Source organism: Mumia sp. zg.B17 (genome assembly GCF_019550915.1).
Lineage (GTDB): Bacteria > Actinomycetota > Actinomycetes > Propionibacteriales > Nocardioidaceae > Mumia.
The window spans coordinates 724,848-742,601 of sequence record NZ_JAHWCI010000006.1 but is presented as its reverse complement, the minus strand read 5'-3'; the positions used below and the strand labels follow the sequence as shown (position 1 = coordinate 742,601).

General features: G+C 70.3%; 14 protein-coding genes. 9 read left to right on the top strand and 5 right to left on the bottom strand.

The window, feature by feature from the left end:
- Positions 1 to 139: 139 nt before the first annotated feature.
- Positions 140 to 1,234 (top strand): permease, encoded by a 1,095-nt coding sequence (locus KV097_RS12060; RefSeq protein ID WP_220365980.1) that lies wholly within the window; start codon positions 140 to 142, stop codon positions 1,232 to 1,234.
- A gap of 34 nt (positions 1,235 to 1,268) precedes the next feature.
- Here KV097_RS12060 and KV097_RS12055 read toward each other — a convergent pair whose 3' ends face one another.
- A complete protein-coding gene (locus tag KV097_RS12055) occupies positions 1,269 to 2,834 on the bottom strand; it encodes a DNA polymerase ligase N-terminal domain-containing protein (RefSeq protein WP_220365979.1) in 1,566 nt (521 codons plus the stop codon).
- An 80-nt stretch (positions 2,835 to 2,914) separates the two neighbouring features.
- Between KV097_RS12055 and KV097_RS12050 the strand changes: the two genes are divergently transcribed.
- The 4 genes from KV097_RS12050 (at position 2,915) to KV097_RS12035 (ending at position 6,813) form a co-directional block, all read left to right on the top strand.
- Complete coding sequence (locus KV097_RS12050) at positions 2,915 to 3,877, top strand: TIGR03885 family FMN-dependent LLM class oxidoreductase (RefSeq protein ID WP_220365978.1); 963 nt, start codon at positions 2,915 to 2,917, stop codon at positions 3,875 to 3,877.
- Between the two features lie 3 nt (positions 3,878 to 3,880).
- The gene (locus KV097_RS12045; protein ID WP_308289411.1) at positions 3,881 to 5,554 is read left to right on the top strand and encodes an alpha-amylase family protein; all 1,674 of its coding nucleotides are present in this window, start codon (positions 3,881 to 3,883) and stop codon (positions 5,552 to 5,554) included.
- A gap of 14 nt (positions 5,555 to 5,568) precedes the next feature.
- Positions 5,569 to 6,165, top strand: coding sequence for a TIGR00730 family Rossman fold protein (locus KV097_RS12040; protein ID WP_220343991.1), 597 nt, complete (start codon positions 5,569 to 5,571; stop codon positions 6,163 to 6,165).
- A 108-nt stretch (positions 6,166 to 6,273) separates the two neighbouring features.
- Positions 6,274 to 6,813, top strand: coding sequence for a dihydrofolate reductase family protein (locus KV097_RS12035; protein ID WP_220343992.1), 540 nt, complete (start codon positions 6,274 to 6,276; stop codon positions 6,811 to 6,813).
- 38 nt (positions 6,814 to 6,851) lie between these two features.
- Here KV097_RS12035 and KV097_RS12030 read toward each other — a convergent pair whose 3' ends face one another.
- Positions 6,852 to 7,472: a TetR/AcrR family transcriptional regulator gene (locus tag KV097_RS12030; protein WP_220343993.1), complete on the bottom strand. Its 621-nt coding sequence runs from the start codon at positions 7,470 to 7,472 to the stop codon at positions 6,852 to 6,854.
- 74 nt (positions 7,473 to 7,546) lie between these two features.
- On the opposite strand from KV097_RS12030, the gene KV097_RS12025 reads away from it, so the two are divergent.
- Complete coding sequence (locus KV097_RS12025; protein WP_220365977.1) at positions 7,547 to 9,025, top strand: cytochrome P450; 1,479 nt, start codon at positions 7,547 to 7,549, stop codon at positions 9,023 to 9,025.
- Here KV097_RS12025 and KV097_RS12020 read toward each other — a convergent pair.
- The 3 genes from KV097_RS12020 to KV097_RS12010 all read right to left on the bottom strand — a co-directional run bounded on the left by KV097_RS12020 (position 8,934) and on the right by KV097_RS12010 (position 11,963).
- On the bottom strand, positions 8,934 to 9,866 hold the full coding sequence (locus KV097_RS12020; RefSeq protein WP_220365976.1) for a DUF808 domain-containing protein: 933 nt from the start codon (positions 9,864 to 9,866) through the stop codon (positions 8,934 to 8,936). The two genes, KV097_RS12025 and KV097_RS12020, sit on opposite strands and share 92 nt — an antisense overlap.
- Positions 9,867 to 9,972: 106 nt before the next feature.
- Positions 9,973 to 10,659 (bottom strand): DUF998 domain-containing protein, encoded by a 687-nt coding sequence (locus KV097_RS12015; protein ID WP_220346455.1) that lies wholly within the window; start codon positions 10,657 to 10,659, stop codon positions 9,973 to 9,975.
- The gene (locus KV097_RS12010; RefSeq protein WP_220365975.1) at positions 10,656 to 11,963 is read right to left on the bottom strand and encodes an LssY C-terminal domain-containing protein; all 1,308 of its coding nucleotides are present in this window, start codon (positions 11,961 to 11,963) and stop codon (positions 10,656 to 10,658) included. Before KV097_RS12010 ends, KV097_RS12015 begins: the two co-directional genes overlap by 4 nt.
- A 58-nt stretch (positions 11,964 to 12,021) precedes the next feature.
- Here KV097_RS12010 and KV097_RS12005 point away from each other — a divergent pair, with 58 nt between their 5' ends.
- The 3 genes from KV097_RS12005 to KV097_RS11995 are packed head-to-tail and all read left to right on the top strand — an operon-like array spanning position 12,022 to position 17,730.
- Entirely contained in the window at positions 12,022 to 12,909 is an 888-nt protein-coding gene (locus KV097_RS12005; RefSeq protein ID WP_220343998.1) for a hypothetical protein, read from the top strand.
- Positions 12,906 to 16,271, top strand: coding sequence for a bifunctional lysylphosphatidylglycerol synthetase/lysine--tRNA ligase LysX (lysX, locus tag KV097_RS12000; protein WP_220365974.1), 3,366 nt, complete (start codon positions 12,906 to 12,908; stop codon positions 16,269 to 16,271). Before KV097_RS12005 ends, lysX begins: the two co-directional genes overlap by 4 nt.
- 13 nt (positions 16,272 to 16,284) lie before the next feature.
- Positions 16,285 to 17,730 carry a basic amino acid/polyamine antiporter gene (locus tag KV097_RS11995; protein ID WP_220365973.1) on the top strand — a complete coding sequence of 482 codons (1,446 nt, stop codon included), beginning with the start codon at positions 16,285 to 16,287 and terminating at the stop codon, positions 17,728 to 17,730.
- Positions 17,731 to 17,754 lie beyond the last annotated feature (24 nt).

Sequence of the window (17,754 nt, the reverse complement as noted above, 5' to 3'; positions counted from 1 at the left end):
AGTGCTGCTCCACGTGGCGGAAGGGGGAGCGCGGTCGTACGGTCGGCAGAACATCGGACGACAGCGAGGGGCATGGCGTGACTCAGACGATCCATCGACTGCTGTGTTTCGCCCGGCCACGGCCGGGCACTCCGGGCTCATGAGCGCCGAGAACTCGCTGTCGCGAGCGGAGACCGACGACCTGCGGCGGCGGCTCGTGGTCGGCCTCGTCGGTGCTGCCCTGCTGGTCGCCCTGCTGGTGGTCGGGCTGTCGTGGGCGAAGTGGCTGCCCTACCTCGACAAGACGACCTCGCTGTCCGACACGGGAGCATGGGACGGAGCGGCGATCTTCGACACCGCGACCACCGCGTCCTCCCCGTGGGTGGCCGGCTGGGACTTCACCGTCGCGTACTTCACGGCAGTCTGGCGGGCGCTCGTGGTGGCGGTGCTGGTCGCGGCCGCCGTGGACGCCCTCATTCCCCGCAGGTGGCTGCTGGCGGCGCTCGGACGCCGTACGGCCGTCAGCCAGTCTCTGGTCGGTGGCATCGTGTCGATGCCCAGCATGATGTGCACGTGCTGCAGTGCGCCGGTGGCCAGAAGCCTTCGACAGCGTGGGACGCCGGTGGCGGGCTGCATCGCCTACTGGGTCGGCAACCCGGTCCTCAACCCCGCGGTCCTCGTCTTCCTCCTGCTTGTCCTCCCCTGGCAGTACGCCGTGGTGCGGCTCCTCGTCGGTGTCGTGGTCGTGGTCGGGGCCGGGGTTGCGGTGTCGCGGTTCCTCGAGCGGCGGCAGGTCGCGGCGGCGGTCGCCGACGTCGACGCTGCCCCGGACGACGACGCCGGCTCGCTGCGTGAGATGCCCGGCCGCTACCTGCGCTCGCTCACCCGCTTCACCGTCGTGCTCGTCCCCGAGTACGTCGTCGCCGTGTTCGCGGTCGGGATGGTCAGCGGACCGCTGTCGAACTTCGACGGGATCACTCAGCAGCTCGGCGTGGTCGCGGTGCTCCTGGTCGCGGTCGTCGCGACCGCGTTGGTGGTGCCGACCGGCGGAGAGATTCCGGTCATCGCGGCGGTGACCGCCGCGGGGGCGACCGCCGGCGTCGGCGGAGTCCTGCTGATCGCTCTGCCGGCTCTCTCGCTGCCCTCGATGCTGATGGTCGGGCGGTCGTTCGGGTGGCGGGCGACGGGACTGACCGCAGGCGTCGTCGTGGTGGGCAGTCTCGCCGCGGGCGGCATGCTCGCGGTCCTGTCCTGACGCTCTGAGGCTTCGCGCAGATCGGGGACGGTGATCAGGAGATCTCCGGGAGCTCCTGCGCCGCCCCGAGGAGCACGCGGAACGGATCGCCCTTCGTCTCCAGGCGGTCGAGCACGGAGCGGACCGTCCAGCGGTCAGGACGGAGGTCGGGATCGTCGAGCTCGTCCCAGGTGAGGGGGACCGACACAGGGGCACCTGGTGCCGGACGCGGCGAGTACGGCCCCACCAGCGTCTTGTTGATCGCGTTCTGCGTGTAGTCGAGCCGGGCGAGCCCTTTGCGCTCCTTCACCTCCCACTTCCAGCTGACCAGCTCGGGGACGACCTGCCCGATGGTCTTCGACAGCGTCTCGACCCACACACGGGTGTCGTCGAAGCTGTAGCCGGGGACGACCGGGATCCAGATCTGGATGCCACGGCGGCCGGTCACCTTGGGCCGCGCGGTCACCCCGAGGTGGTCCAGCGCCGTACGGTGCAGACGGGCGAGGACGAGCAGGTCGTCCCAGGTCGTACGCTCGCCGGGGTCGAGGTCGATCAGCGCGTACGTCGGCTCGCGCGGTGCCTCGATGCGTGAGGTCCACGGGTGCCACTCGAGCGCCCCGAAGTTCGCCGCCCACACGAGTGCGGCGGGTTCGTCGGCCACGACGTAGGTGGTGGTCTCGCCGTCGTCGGCCTCGGGGTTGTCCCACTCGCCGAGCCAGTCCGGTGCGTGGGCCGGGCGCTGCTTGTGCCAGAAACCCTTCGAGTCGGCACCGTCCGGATATCGGTGGAGGTTGAGCGCCCGTCCTTCGAGGTAGGGGACCGCGACCGGTGCGACGCGGGCGGCGTAGGCGAGCAGCTCGCGCTTGGTCACCGGCGGGTCACCGGGGAACAGGACCTTGTCGAGGTTGGTCACCTTCAGCGATCGCCCGAAGACCTCCCAGGTCCCCTGCTTGCCCAGCCCTCTCAGCGCGTCGATCGCCTCGTCGGGCAGCGGGTCGGGGAGGAGAGAGACGCTGGCCTCGGCGGCCGGCGCCTCGGAGCGCCACAGCCGGTGGGGGTCGGCCGCAACCTCGTCGTTGGTGCGTCCGCTCAGCACGGAACGGGGGTGGTCCTCCGCGTCCCAGCCGTCCACGGCGTGCGGGTCGTGCTTGTGCAGGAGCATCCAGGCGTCGGAGCCGTCATCGCTCTCGCGCCGCACGAGCACGAACCGTCCACGCAGCTTCTCGCCGTGGACCTCGGCGTGCAGCTCGCCGGCCTTGACGGCGGCACGCGGGTCGTCGGTCTTGACCGGCTCCCAGGTGCCGGTGTCCCACACGATGACGTCCCCGCCGCCGTACTCGCCGGACGGGATGACTCCCTCGAAGAGCAGGTACTCGATCGGGTGGTCCTCCACGTGCATCGCGAGCCGCCGCGCCGACGGGTCGAGCGTGGGCCCCTTGGGCACGGCCCAGCTCACGAGGACCCCGTCGACCTCGAACCGAAGGTCGTAGTGCAAGCGGCTCGCGCGGTGGCGCTGCACGACGAACCTCGCGACACCCGCGTCCGGCGTCTCACCACCGGCAGGTTCCGGCGTACGAGTGAAGTCGCGCTTGCGGCGGTAGACCTCGAGGGGATCACTCATGCCTGCTCCGTGCCCGGAGGAGCCGGTTGCATGCCTCTGGCAGTCTGCGCGCCGCAGCGTGATCCGGTTGTCTGGGGCCCATGACGCGCTACGGGTTCCATGCCAGTCACGAGCAGATCTCCCCGCGGCAGCTGCTTGCCGACGTCCAGCACGCTGAGCGGGCGGGGTTCCAGATGGCGATGTGCTCCGACCACTTCTCGCCCTGGAGCCAGCGGCAGGGACACTCGGCGTTCGCCTGGTCATGGCTCGGTGCTGCGCTCGCCACCACCGACCTCACCTTCGGTGCGGTCAGCGCGCCCGGGCAGCGCTACCACCCCGCAGTGATCGCCCAGGCCATCGGCACCCTCGGCACGATGTTCCCCGGCCGCTTCTGGGTCGCCCTCGGCAGCGGCGAGGCCGGCAACGAGCACATCACCGGCGACCGGTGGCCGGCCAAGGAGGTACGGACGCGGCGGCTGGAGGAGTGCGTGGACGTCATCCGCCGGCTGCTCGAGGGTGAGGAGGTCAGCCACGACGGTCTGGTCACGGTCGACCGGGCCCGCCTCTGGGACGTCCCCGACCCACGGCCGCGTCTCGTCGGCCCGGCCGTCTCGCTCGCGAGCGCGTCTCGTGTCGCCGCCTGGAGCGAGGGGATGGTGACGGTCAACCAGCCGCTCGAGGACCTGCGCAAGCGCGTGGACGCCTACCGGGAGGCCGGAGGCGCCGGACCGCTCGCCCTGCAGGTGCACCTGGCGTGGGCGCCGACCGAGCAGGAGGCGGAGCAGATCGCCCACGAGCAGTGGCGCAGCAACGTCTTCAGCGAGCCGATCCCGTGGGACCTGGAGACGCCCGAGGCGTTCGACGCCGTCTCCGAGGACGTCACCGTGGAGAAGGTGCGCACGGTGGTCGACATCTCATCCGATCTCGGCCGCCACTGCGAGCGCCTCGCCGAGTATGCCTCGCTCGATTTCGACGAGATCTATCTCCATCACGTCGGACAGTCGCAGGAGCGCTTCCTCGACGCGTTCGGTGAGCACGTGATCCCCCAGCTCAAGGAAGGCTGAGTCGTGGCACGAAGTGTGAGCACCGGAGACCTCTGGTGGAAGAACGCCGTCATCTACTGCGCGGACGTCGAGACGTACTCCGACTCCGACGGGGACGGCGTCGGAGACCTCGTCGGACTGACCCAGCGGATCGACTACCTCGCCGAGCTGGGGGTGACGTGCCTGTGGCTGATGCCCTTCTACCCGACACCGGACCGTGACGACGGCTACGACGTGACCGACCTCTTCGGCGTCGACAGCAGGCTCGGCACCCACGGCGACCTCGTGGAGCTCCTCCGTGCTGCCGACGACCGTGGCATCCGGGTGATCGCGGACCTCGTCGTCAACCACACCTCGGCGGAGCACCCGTGGTTCAAGGAGGCACGTCGCAGCAAGGACAACCCGTACCGCGACTACTACGTCTGGCGCTCCGACCCGCCTCCCGACACGTCCGACTCCGTCGTCTTCCCCGACAAGGAGGACGGCATCTGGACGCTGGACGAGCGCACGGGCGAGTGGTACCTCCACCACTTCTACTCCCACCAGCCCGACCTGAACTTCGCCAACCCCGTCGTCCGTGACCACATCGCGAAGTCCCTTGGCTTCTGGCTCCAGCTCGGGCTCGCAGGATTCCGGGTCGATGCCGTGCCGTTCCTGATCGCCGACGTCGACACCGCCGGCGACGACGTACCGGGCGATCCCCACGCCTACCTCAAGGCGTTGCGGTCGTTCCTCGGCCGGCGACGCGGGGACGCGATCCTGCTGGGCGAGGTCAACCTGCCCCACAAGGAGCAGCGCGCCTACTTCGGCGGCTCCGACGGCGACGAGCTCACCATGATGTTCGATTTCATCAGCATGCAGGCGCTCTACCTCTCGTTCGCGCGGGAGGACGCCCGTCCGCTGGCCAAGGCGCTCAAGGCGCGACCGTCGATCCACCCCGACTGCCAGTGGGCGACGTTCGTGCGCAACCACGACGAGCTCACCCTCGACAAGCTCTCGGAGGAGGAACGCGAGGAGGTGTTCGCCGCGTTCGGGCCCGACCCGTCGATGCAGATCTTCGGGCGCGGTCTCAAGCGCCGGCTCCCTCCGATGATGGACGGCGACCCGCGCCGCATCCGGATGGCCTACAGCCTGCTCTTCAGCCTTCCCGGCACGCCGACGCTCTACTACGGCGAGGAGATCGGGATGGGAGAGGACCCGGGGGCCGAGGGCCGGATGGCGGTGCGGACGCCGATGCAGTGGGAGCCGACCCGCAACGGCGGGTTCTCCACCGCGCCGTCGAGCCGTCTGGTCCAGCGCGTGGTGCCCGACGGCTACGGACCCGAGCACGTCAACGTGGCGGACCAGAAGCGTGACCCGGACTCACTGTGGAACTTCATGCGTTCGTTGATCCAGACCTATCGCGAGTGCCCCGAGCTGGGGTGGGGGGACTTCGCGGTCCTTCAGCAGTCTCACCACGAGGTGATGGCTCACCGCTGCCACTGGGAGGGGTCGTCGGTGATCGCGGTGCACAACCTCTCCGCGGAGCCGGTGACGACACTGATCTCGTTGCACCCCGACGACCTGGAGGGTGAGGAGCCGGTGTGGCTCGAGGACCTGTTCGACCACCGGAGCGTGGAGCTGGAGGGCGGCGAGGCCAAGCTGCCGCTGGAGGGGTACGGCCACCACTGGTTCCGGGTACGCCGGGGTGAGGCCTAGGTAGCATCCGGTGGATGCAGCGCTCCTCGACTCGTAGGCCTCGCGACCTGCGCAGCATCGCCGTCTTCCTCGCCTCGCGTGACGGGGAGGACGCGAGCCTGCGGGAGATGGCGTACGAGGTCGGCGCGCAGATCGCCGAACGTGGTATCGAGCTCGTCTACGGAGGTGGCGGGAGCGGTCTCATGGGCGCACTCTCGCGTGGCGCGCTGGACCACCGCGGTCGGGTGTACGGCGTGATCCCCGGCTTCATGGTGGAGCGCGAGTGGGCACGCTCGGACGAGCCCGGGCTGCAGCTGGAGGTCGTGGGGACGATGCATCAGCGCAAGGCGACGATGGCCGAGCGTGCCGACGCCTTTCTCGTCCTCCCGGGTGGGCTGGGGACGCTGGAGGAGATGTTCGAGGTGTGGACGTGGCAGACGCTCGGCCTGCACGCCAAGCCGCTCGGACTGCTCAACCCGGCGGGGTTCTGGGACCCGCTCGTCATGATGCTCGACCGGATCGCCGAGCACGGCTTCATGAGTCGCGGTCTGGTCGACGCGCTCGTCGTCGACACCGATCTCCCGAGGGTTCTCGACGGTCTCGCCGCGCAGGTCGTGGCCGCTCGGCGCTAGTTAGCCCAGTCTGCGACGCAGCTCGCGGACGCCGCCGGCGCGGACCGATGACTCCGCGCGCCGTTGACGGTCACCCTGTCGTACCTGCCACGACCGTACGGAGGAACCATGCGCGACGTCGTCGCCTACATGCTGCTGTCCCTGGACGGTGTCGCCGAGACGCCCGACCAGTTCGTCCTCGACTTCGACGAGGTCATGTACGACAACCTGCGCGCCGTGATCGCGTCGCAGGACGCCGTCCTCTTGGGTCGCGCCATGTACGAGGAGTGGTCGACGTACTGGCCGGACAGCGACCACGAGCCGTTCGCCGGCTTCATCAACGCCGTGCCGAAGTACGTCGCCACCGCCCGCCCTTTTGAGCCGGGGTGGAACGCCACCACGGTCGTCGACGGCTCGTTCGAGGACGTCGTACGGGAGCTCAAGGGCCGGCCTGGCGGTGACATCGGCGTGCACGGGAGCCTCACGCTCACCTCCTCTCTGCTCGCCGCCGACCTCGTGGACCGGCTCCGCCTGGTGGTCGCGCCGGTCGCGGTCGGTGAGGGGCGTCGTCTGTGGGACGGTGCCCGCGACCCCCAGCGGTGGGAGCTCGAGCGCGTCGTGGGGACGCCGTCCGGCAGCATGCTCGCGGACTACCGGGCCCGGCGCTAGCGTCACCTCCTCGTGGCGCTGACGCGCGCTGCGAGCCGTCAGACGGTCAGCGCCGCAAGCGTGGCCGGGCGGGCATCGGGAGGCAGGGCGCTGAGCGCACCGACGAGCGCACCCGCGCACATGTCGCGGACCTCGCCGAGCGGCACGTCGGGAGCCGTGGTCGCCCACTCGTGTCCGACCGTGCGCAGATGCAGCAGCCACCCCCGTACGGCGAGCGTGAGCAGCGGGTCTGGCTCGTGCCCAGGGACGAGCACCGTCAGGATGCGCTCCTCGTGCAGACGGGTCGAGCGTTCGAGGATGGCCTCGATCTCGGGGTCGCCGCTGGCGGCCCCGCGGTGGATGGTGCTGACGCCGAGCCGGTTCGCCGCACAGTGCCGCAGGTAGCTCTCGATGCCATCGACCAGCTGGCGGCGCGGGTCGACGTCCGGGTCGGGTGTCGTCGCCTCCGCGAGGTGGTCGGCCGCCTCCGAGAGCAAAGCGGCGAAGAACGCTCGCTTGGTCGGGAAGTAGTGGTAGAGCAGGCCGCGTGACACCGACGCCATCTCGGCCACGCGCTCGATGTGAACGTCCTCGTACGGCGCGGTGGCGAACAGCTGGGCGCCCAGCTCGAGGAGCTGCGCGCGTCGCTGCTCGGGGGTGAGCCTCGTACGGACCGCCATGCTGCGAACACTACTTGACACGGGTTCAACAAGAGGCCCAGTCTTGCTGAACCGACGTGCAACAAGGAGTCTCGATGCGCAATGCCTGGTCCGGCCACACGTTCCCGCACCCTGCCGGACGGCGACGCTGGATGAAGGACGCCAGCAGCATGGATCCCGACCGCCCGGTCCAGTACATCCTCGAGCACCACCGCCACCTCGGACCGATCTTCGAGATCGTTGTCTTCGGACAGAAGTTCGTCTTCGTGACCGACGCGGAGCTGGCGGCCGAGCTCAACGACGAGTCGCGCTTCGCCAAGGCGAACTCTCCGGCGCTCGACGGCCTGCGCGGGATCGCCGGTGACGGCCTCTTCACCGCCTACAACGAGGAGCCCAACTGGCAGCTCGCCCACGACCTCCTCGTCCCCGCGTTCACCAAGCAGGCCATGCAGCGCTACCACCCGGTGATGGCCGAGACGCTCGACGAGCTCTTCACCGTGTGGGACGCGGGGACGGGGCGCGTCGACGCCTCCGCGGACATGACTCGACTGACGCTGGAGACGATCGGACGCACGGGGTTCAGCCAGGCCTTCGGGTCGTTCACCACGACCGAGCTCCACCCGTTCGTCGAGGGGATGGTGACCGCGCTGACCATCGGGCGCCGCAAGGGAGTCATCGGCGCGCTGCCGGCAGCGAAGCTGCTCGAACGACGCCTGGACCGCCAGCACGCCGAGCAGCTCGACTACGTCAACCGGTTCCTCGACGACATCGTCGTCGCCCGCCGCCGGGCGCCGACCAGCGGCGGCGACGACCTGCTCGGCATCATGCTCGATCAGGCTCACCCCGAGACCGGGGCGCGGCTCAGCGACGAGAACATCCGCTACCAGATCCTCACGTTCCTCGTCGCCGGCCACGAGACGACGTCCGGGGCGCTGTCGTTCGCGCTGTACTACCTGGTGCGCCATCCCGAGGCGCTCGCGAAGGTGCAGGCGGAGACCGATGCGATCCTCGGCCCCGACCCCGACGCCACCCCCTCGTACGAGCAGGTGGCGCGCTTCCGCTACATCCGCAAGGTGCTCGACGAGGCGTTGCGGTTGTGGCCGACCGCCCCCGGCTATGCGCGCACCCCTCGCGAGACGACGACGCTGGGCGGTCGCTGGACGATGACCCCCGGCGACTGGGCCCTCGTGTTCCTGCCCCTCGTCCAGCGCGACCCGGCCGTGTGGGGGGAGACGGCGGACGCCTTCGATCCCGACCGCCCGAGGCCGCCGCGGCTCGCGAGCACGGCCAAGCCCTTCGGGACGGGGGAGCGGGCGTGCATCGGGCGCCAGTTCGCGGTGCACGAGGCGACGATGGCGCTGGCGCGCATCCTGCACCGCTACGACGTCACGGGCGACCCGGCGTACGAGCTGCGCATCGACGAGCGCCTCACCCTCATGCCGCAGGGGATGGAGCTGACGCTGTCGCGGCGTACGCCCGGTCTCAGTGCGCCCGGCGGCGCGGCACCAGGTGGGATGCCGCGACCACGATCGCGCCCACCAGGACACCGAGCAGTGCCGAAGCCGTCGTATTGACGATCCACGGAAGCGCGCCGCCCAGGCTCGGCACGGCGTCGTGCACGATCTCCTCCAGGTGGTGGACCAGGTCGTACGGCGCGTGCCACCCGAGCTCGTCGATCCCGACGAGGAGGATGTGGCCACCGACCCAGAGCATCGCGACCACACCGACGACGGAGAGCGTCGCGAGGACGACGGGCATCGCCTTGACGAGGAACCGACCGACAGCACGGGCACCCGCGGAGCTGCGCGCGGCGAGGGAGAGGCCGATGTCGTCCATCTTCACGATGACGGCGACAACTCCGTAGACGAGCGCGGTGATGCCGAGCGCGACGACGGCCAGGATGACCGCCCGCGACAGCAGAGGCTCGTCGGCGACCTCGTTGAGAGCGATCACCATGATCTCCGCGGAGAGGATCAGGTCGGTCCGCACTGCGCCGCTCACGACACGACCCTCCGCCTCGGCGCCCTGCGACGACGCGGGAGCCTCCGGGGGGTGGTGTCCCGAGACCTTCTCCCAGAGCTTCTCCGCACCCTCGTAGCACAGGTAGGTGCCGCCGAGCATGAGGATCGGTGTGAGCAGCCACGGCGCGAACTGGCTCAGCAGCAGCGCGAGAGGAAGGATGAAGACGAACTTGTTGCGCAGCGAGCCGATCGCGATCTTCTTGATGATCGCCAGCTCGCGCTCGGGGCGCAGTCCGTGGACGTACCTCGGCGTGACGGCGGCGTCGTCGACGACGACCCCGGCGGCCTTGGTGCTCGCACGCGCCGCTGCGGCTCCGACGTCGTCGACGGAGGCGGCTGCCAGTCGGGCGAGCGCGGCGATGTCGTCGAGGAGAGCCGCGAGGCCGGCGCTCACGCGCGGGGCCCTGTCGGTGGACGGTGCATGGTCACCGGCACAGCGTACGGCCCCGTCCGTCGAGGGTGGATGACGGGCAGGTCGCCGCCGCCTGGCTCGTTCGGCGTCAGTCCGGCTCGCCGCCGCGTGCGCCCTCACGTCGTGCGACAGCGCGCCGGTTCGCGAGTCCGTCGGTCGCGGCGAGGACGGCGAGGCAGACGATCCAGACGCTCATGGCCACGATCTGGAACCGCTGGGCGACCCCTGACTCCCACGAGGAGGGGTCCAGCAGGGCGAATCCTCCGAAGAGCAGGATTCCTACGATGCCGCCGATCCAGAACGTGAGCCAGGCGGCGCGGCGAACCCAGTGGCGACGGTCTGCAACCGCAAGGGCCACCGCGACGGCGCCGAGGAACAAGGCGGCGGCGGAGACCACGCTGGCTCCGTCGTGGACGAGGCGCTGGAGCTCGTCGACGGTGCTCTTACAGACGGCGTCCGTGTCGCACGGCAGAGGGACGACGGCCGCGACGATGCTCCCGACCGCGAAGACCGCGGTGAGCCACAGGGCGGCCCGACGCCAGCGTCCTGGCGGCAGGGCCGCGCGGATTCCGGGGAGCAGGACAAGGACGAGCACGCCGCAGATCACGTCGGTGATCCGGATGAGGTCGGCCATCGGCGTTCCGGAGGCGGCGAGGTCGCTCACGACCGTGAACCAGTCGTGGTTCTGGGAGAAGATCGCGTCGAACAGAAAGTTCGAGTAGAGGAAACCCGCGACGACGCCGATGCCGACCAGCAGGATGCGCTCGCCCGTCACGCCGGGAGCCTCGTCCTCGTCGTCACGGTGGGCTGCCCGGCGTGCGTCGCGTAGTCGCGGGCGCGGTGGCTGGACAGGGCGAGGATCACCAGGATGTTGACGCCGACGGTGGGCAGATGTGTGAGGGCGAACTGGTCGGGGCGGCCGTCGGACCCCAAGGACGTCACGATCGTCACCACGACGCAGATCGACATCAGGAGGAGACGGGCCGTGTTGCTGCCACGCAGCACGCCGACGGCGAGGGCGAGGTCGACGAGGCCCGAGACCGCGAGGACTGTGCTGACAGGCAGCACGACTCCACGCACGTCGCGCGTCGCGATGTCGGTGCCGAGCAGATCGAGACCGGCCGACACCGACGCGGGAGAGACCAGCAGCAGCACGAACAGCACGACGTAGCTGATCGAGCGTGCTGCGGCCACACCCGCGCCGAACACGGTCGGAGCTGGGAGGCGGCGGCGGCTGTCGGTGTGGGTCGGCAGATCCTGGTCGACGACCTCCACGCGACTGACGTCGACCACCGGCAGGTCGCCGTCGGTCTCGACCACGTCACCGCCTCCGTTGCGGGAGTGGTAGCCGCTGGAGAAGTGGTCGATGACCGAGACGTCGACCGCGGGGACGGCGCGCGTCACACTCGAGACGACGAAGTCGCGCTCGACGTCGACGTGGGCGTCGATCTTGTGCGTCACCTGGAGCGTGAACGTCGACAACCCCACCCTCCGGTCGTACGTCGCGGCGGCCAGCCAGTCCACCGCGAACCCGCCGGGAAGCATCCACCCCTCCGGGCACCGCCAGAACCTCACGTGGTGCCGTCGCGACGGGCTTCCCGCGACCTCCCTCTCGTAGGCGAAGTCCTGCTGGCGGTCGAAGAGGACCAACGGGCTCACCGGAGCCTCGGGATAGCTGCGCCGACTCAGGGTCGAGGTGACGATACGGCGGCCCGCGCGGAAGTCGAGATCGTCGGCGCGGACCCACTCGGCGGTCGACATCACCTTGTGCAGCTGTGCCTCGCGCCCGCGCCAGGCGAGGTTGACCGGGTCTCCGATCCGGCCGTCACTGGTGCGGGCCTGCCCGATGAAGTAGTCCGGCAGATAGATGTGCGTGAAGATCCGGTGCAGTCGCGGAAGCAGGAGATAGGCGACGAACACCCAGAACACGACCAGCAGCAGAGTCTGCCCCGGCCGTACACCGTCCACGAGCAGCAGGTACGCGAACCACCCGGCGGCAACCGCCGAGAAGGCGAGGAACATCCCGTCCAACGCATCCATGACGGAGGTACGGCGGAATAGTCGAGGCGTCCTCCCCATGGGGCCAGTGTCGTCCAGGAACCGTGCCGCCGCCCGTGAAGTCCGCTACCTTCACGGGGTGATATGGGGCCTTCTGGGAGCATTCGGTGCGTCGGCCTGCTACGGCGTTGCCTCGGTGCTGCAGGCGCTCGCGGCGCGCCGTACGGAGGCCGCTGCAGGGCTCGACCCTCGGCTCCTCCTACGCCTCGCCAGGTCCTGGCGCTATCTCCTCGGCGTCGGGCTCGACGGGCTCGGGTGGCTGCTCTCGCTGGTCGCCGTCCTGTCGCTCCCGCTCTTCGTGGTCCAGTCGATCGTCGCCAGCTTCCTCGCGGTCACCGCTGTCCTGGGCGCGATCGTGCTGCACATGCCGCTGAACCGCACCGACAAGGTGGCGCTCGTCGTCGTCCTCGGAGGGCTCGTCCTGGTCGGGCTCTCGGCGACCGAGGACCGCAGCGTCGACGTGAGCGACGTCGAGCGGTGGGGTGTGCTCGTCGCCGCGGTCGCCCTCGGGGTCGTCGCGGTGCCGCTCGCACGTCTCGCCGGACCCGCGGGGGCGGTGGGGCTCGGCGCGGTCGCCGGTCTGGAGTACGGCGCGACCTCGGTGGCCGCACGCATGCTGCCCGAGACCGTGACGCTCGAGGATCTGCCGGGGGACCTGCGGCTCCTCCTGCTCGAGCCCGCTGCGTACGCGCTGGTGGTCGCGGGCGCGATCGCCATGCTGACCTACTCGACCGCACTCCAGCGCGGCACCGTCACCCAGGCCACCGGCCCGCTGGTCGTCGGTGAGACCGTCGCGCCTGCCGTGGTCGGCGTCGTGCTGCTCGGCGACCAGACACGTCCGGGGTGGGAGTGGGCCGCCGTCGTCGGGTTCACGCTCGCCGTCGCCGGTGCCGTCGGCCTTGCTCGCCACGGTGACGTCTCGGCGGACGACCGTGGCGTGCACCCGAAGGAAGGAGCGTCCGCATGAGCCGCGTCGGACAACGTCGCGGCACGGCCGCCGCCGACGAACGGGAGAGGCGCTCGATCGCCGTCCTCCACCGCCCGCGCGACGACCGGTGGCCCGACGTCTTCGCCGCGGTGATGTTCGGGTTCGCGACGGTCGTGCTGATCGCCTCGGTCGTCCCTTCGTGGCGACGCTACTTCTCGGAGGACAACGACCCCGTGTCGCTGCTGACGATCCCGATCGTGCCGAGCATCGTCTATGCCGCGCTGCTCGTCGTGACGGCGGTGGCCCTCCGCCGCCGGCTGCGCGCAGCCTGGTGGTTCGTGGTCGTGTGGTGGCTCCTGGTGCCCGAGATCGGCCGCGTCGTGACGCTCGTCGACGACGGTCCGAGCGTCCCCGTGGTCGGAGGCATCGCCATCACCGCCGCCGCCATCGTGGTCGCGTGGGTGGCCCGGCCGCAGTTCACCGCGCGCCGGGTGCCCGGCAGCGTGAGTCTCGCCGCCGGATGCCTCCTCGTCGGGGGTGCGGTGGTCGTCCTCGGTGGAGCGGCCCTCGTCTTCCGAGTCGGCGAGGCGCCGAGCTTCGAGGATGCCGTCCAGTACGTCTGGAACGGCATGCTGGCCGACGTCGGCCGGGTCGCAGGCGAGTCGACGGTGTCTGCGCCGCTCTGGCTCCGCGCCCTCGTCGGCCTCACCGGTGCCGCGGTGGTGCTGCTCTCCGTCCAGCTGCTGTTCCGGCCGCCTCGGTCCAGCCGTGTGCTCGACGTCGCCGACGAGGCCCGGGTGCGGACGCTGCTGCGCGACTACGGCGACGAGGACTCGCTGGGCTACTTCGCCACCCGACGCGACAAGGCAGTCGTCTGGGACACCGAGGAGGCCGCCGACGCCAGTGCCGGCGTGTCGTACCGGGGAGTCGGCTCGGTCAGCCTGGCGAGCGGCAATCCCGTCGGGGACCCTGCTCGGTGGGACGCCGCCATCGCCCGGTGGCGCGACGCGGCGCGTGCGAGCGGACTCTCGCTCGCCGTCATGGGCGCGGGGGAGAAGGGCGCCGCGGCGTACGCGAAGGCCGGTCTCATCGCGCTCGACATCGGCGACGAGGCGGTGGTCGACCTGCAGTCGTTCTCGCTCAACGGTCCGGGGATGAAGGACGTCCGCCAGTCGGTGGGCCGGATCCAGCGGCACGGCTACACCGCGACGATCGTCCGGCACTCCAGCCTGACGCCCGACGACTTCGCCGCGCTCGAGCGGGTCGCTGCCGACTGGCGCGGCGACGGCGGTGACGAGCGAGGCTTCTCGATGGCGCTCGGGCGCCTCGGCGACCCGCTGGACGGCCACTGCCTCCTGGTCCGGGCGGAGGACGCCGACGGAGCGCTGCGCGGCTTCCTCAGCTTCGTGCCCTGGGGGCGTGGCGGGCTGTCGCTCGACCTGATGCGCCGCGACCCGTCGGCCGAGAACGGGCTGATCGAGCTCATGGTGACCTCGCTCGCCGAGCACGCCGTCGAGTTCAGCGCGGGCCGGGTCTCACTGAACTTCGCGATGTTCCGTGAGGCCTTCGAGCGCGGAGCCCAGATCGGAGCGGGGCCGGTCGCCCGGCTCTGGCGACAGGCGCTGCTGATCGCCAGCCACCGGTGGCAGCTCGAGTCGCTCTACCGGTCGAACGCCAAGTACCAACCGTCCTGGCAGCCGCGCTACATGTGCTTCGAGTACGCCTCGGACCTGCCGCGCGTCGGGACCGCGGCGGGGAGCGCAGAGGGGTTCCTCATCCGCCCGTCGCTGTCGCGGTTGCTCCGCCGCAGCGACGATGACGACGCGTTCGACACCGCCGGCGAGTCCCACGCGGCCGCCGTCCTCGCGCTGATGCCGCCGGAGCCCGACCCGGTCGCCGAGGCCTTGTCGACCGAGCGCCTCCCCGAGCAGATGCGCGTACGGCGAGCGAAGCTCGACCGTCTGCGCGCGAAGGGGATCGACCCCTATCCCGTGGTCGCTCCCCGCACGCACACGCTGGCGCAGGTCGTGGAGGAGGCCGGGACCCTGCCGCCCGACACCGAGACGGGTCTCCACGTCTCCGTCACCGGCCGGGTGCTCCTCAAGCGCAAGCTCGGCGGGCTGGGGTTCGCGACGCTGCGCGACGGGAGCGGCGACCTGCAGGTGATGGTCGACGCCTCGGAGGTCCCGGCGCCCACGTACGACCTCTGGCGTCATGAGATCGACCTCGGCGACCAGGTCAGCGTCACCGGCAGGGTCGTCACCACGCGGCGTGGGGAGCTGTCGGTGCGGGCGGAGGACCTTCTCATCACGAGCAAGGCGCTGCGTCCGCTCCCGGACAAGTACAAGGGCCTCACCGACCCCGAGGCCCGGGTACGGAACCGCTACGTCGACCTGATCGTGCGGCCGGCGGCACGAGACCTCGCCTACACCCGGTCGACGATCGTGCGCAGCGTCCGTGACTCGTTGCAGGCTCGTGGTTTCGTCGAGGTCGAGACGCCGGTCCTGGAGCTGGTGCACGGTGGGGCCAACGCGCGACCGTTCGAGACGCACCTGAACGCCTACGACCTCGACCTCTATCTCCGGATCGCCACCGAGCTCCATCTCAAGCGGCTCCTGGTCGGCGGCATGGAGAAGGTCTTCGAGGTCGGACGGCAGTTCCGCAACGAGGGCGTCGACTTCAAGCACAACCCGGAGTTCACCTCGCTCGAGGTCTACGAGACCTACGGCGACTACACCACGATGCGCGTCCTGACCCAGGAGCTGATCCAGGAGGCTGCCACGGCGGTCTACGGGTCGCCGCTGGCACGGCGCACGGGCAAGGACGGGAAGCGGGTCGAGATCGACCTCTCGGGCGACTGGCCGGCGAAGTCGGTCTGCGAGGCGGTGTCAGAGAAGCTCGGTGAAGAGATCACGCCCGACACGCCGGTCTCAGCACTGCTGCGCCACGCCGAGGCGCTCGGGCTCGACGTCGACCCGGAGGCGCACTGGGGCCCGGTGCTGGAGGACATCTACGAGGAGCTCTGCGAGAGCAGGACGACCACGCCGGTGTTCTACACCGACTTCCCGAAGGAGAACGCGCCACTGACCCGGGAGCACCGGGTCGATCCGCGCCTGGCGGAGAAGTGGGACCTGGTGATGTTCGCCGCCGAGCAGGGGACGGCGTACTCGGAGCTCATCGATCCCGTCGACCAGCGGAAGAGGCTCGTCGCCCAGTCGTTGCGCGGGGCCGCCGGTGACCCGGAGGCGATGCAGGTCGACGAGGACTTCCTGCGAGCCCTCGAGTACGGGATGCCTCCCACCGGCGGCATGGGCCTGGGGATCGACCGCCTGGTCATGAATCTGACCGGCCTGTCGATCCGAGACACGATCCTGTTCCCCCTCGTCCGTCCAGACGCCTGACGGGGTGGCGGGGATGGTGACGCGCGAGGCCGCTCCCGGGCTGCAGAAGGTCTCGGTCCTCACCCTGACCGGGCTGGTCGTCGGCTCGATGGTGGGGGGCGGGGTCTTCACCCTGCCGCAGGAGTTCGGGACGGCCGCGGGGGTGATCGCCGCGGTGATCGCGTGGACCATCGCGGGCACGGGGATGATGATGCTCGCCTTCGTGTTCCAGTCGCTCGCGGTCCGGCGGCCCGACCTCGACACCGGCATGTACAGCTATGCCGAGGCCGGGTTCGGCTCCTACCTCGGGTTCAATGCCGCGTTCGGCTACTGGGCGAGCAACGTCGCCGGGAACGTCTTCTTCATGGTGCTGACCATGGCGACCCTCGGAGAGTTCTTCCCGTCGCTCGGGGACGGCACCACCGTGCTGGCCGTCGCCGTGGCGTCGGTGGTCGTGTGGGTCTTCCACGCCTTGATCGCGCAAGGCGTGCGGCAGGCGGCCGTGATCAACCGGGTGGTCACGGCGGCCAAGCTCGTGCCCATCCTGACCTTCGTCGTGGTCGTCGCGCTCGCCTTCGATCCCACGGTCTTCGCCGACAACCTCTGGGGCGGTAGGACGCACACCGCCGGTGCGGTCTTCGAGCAGGTCAAGAGCACGATGCTGGTGACGACGTTCGTCTTCCTCGGGGTCGAGGGGGCGAGCGTCTACTCGCGGCTGGCACGCCGCCGGGGCGATGTCGGGCGGGCGACCGTGACGGGTCTTCTCTCCGTCCTGGGGATCTTCGTGGCCGTCACCATGGTCTCGTACGGGGTGCTTCCCCGCGGCGAGCTCGCCGACGCGCGCCAACCCTCGATGGGCGCTGTGCTGGAGTCGGTCGTGGGCGGCTGGGGGACGACATTCGTCAGCGTCGGTGTCGTCGTGTCGGTCCAGGGCGCCTTCCTGGCCTGGACCCTGATCAGCGCCGAGATCCTCTACACGCCGGCCCGTGACCAGGTGATGCCACGCTTCCTCGCCCGCACCAACGAGCACGCGACGCCGATCCTCGCGCTGCTCGTGACCAACCTGGCGGTCCAGGCGCTGCTGCTCGTGTCGTTGGTGATCGAGAACGCGCTGAGCTTCATGCTCAAGCTCGACACCGCGCTCGTCCTCATCCCGTACCTCCTGGCGGCCGCCTACGCGCTCAAGCTCACGGTGACCCGCGAGACCTACGGTGCGCAGGACGAGCCCGTCCGGCGACGGCAGCAGCGGATCGCCGTGCTCGCCGTGCTCTATGCGCTGTTCCTCCTCTACGCGGCGGGCGTCGAGTACCTCCTGATGGCGTGCATCGTCTACGCGCCCGGAGTGGTCCTCTACGTGGTGGCGCGTCGAGAGCAGCACCAGCGGGTGTTCACCCGTGCCGAGGCCCTGTGCTGCGCGGTGCTCGTCGCAGCGGCCGGGGTAGGCGTCGTCCTGGTTGCGACGGGGGAGCTCCGGCTCTGACGCGCTGGGCCTCCTCTGTCTGCG

Coding starts and splice junctions, on each gene's coding strand:
- lysX (WP_220365974.1), top strand. CDS start 12,906: ATGAGCCGCGTCGGACAACGTCGCGGCACGGCCGCCGCCGACGAACGG.
- KV097_RS12035 (WP_220343992.1), top strand. CDS start 6,274: ATGCGCGACGTCGTCGCCTACATGCTGCTGTCCCTGGACGGTGTCGCC.
- KV097_RS12050 (WP_220365978.1), top strand. CDS start 2,915: ATGACGCGCTACGGGTTCCATGCCAGTCACGAGCAGATCTCCCCGCGG.
- KV097_RS12025 (WP_220365977.1), top strand. CDS start 7,547: ATGCGCAATGCCTGGTCCGGCCACACGTTCCCGCACCCTGCCGGACGG.
- KV097_RS12040 (WP_220343991.1), top strand. CDS start 5,569: ATGCAGCGCTCCTCGACTCGTAGGCCTCGCGACCTGCGCAGCATCGCC.
- KV097_RS12060 (WP_220365980.1), top strand. CDS start 140: ATGAGCGCCGAGAACTCGCTGTCGCGAGCGGAGACCGACGACCTGCGG.
- KV097_RS12010 (WP_220365975.1), bottom strand. CDS start 11,963: ATGGGGAGGACGCCTCGACTATTCCGCCGTACCTCCGTCATGGATGCG.
- KV097_RS11995 (WP_220365973.1), top strand. CDS start 16,285: ATGGTGACGCGCGAGGCCGCTCCCGGGCTGCAGAAGGTCTCGGTCCTC.
- KV097_RS12030 (WP_220343993.1), bottom strand. CDS start 7,472: ATGGCGGTCCGTACGAGGCTCACCCCCGAGCAGCGACGCGCGCAGCTC.
- KV097_RS12055 (WP_220365979.1), bottom strand. CDS start 2,834: ATGAGTGATCCCCTCGAGGTCTACCGCCGCAAGCGCGACTTCACTCGT.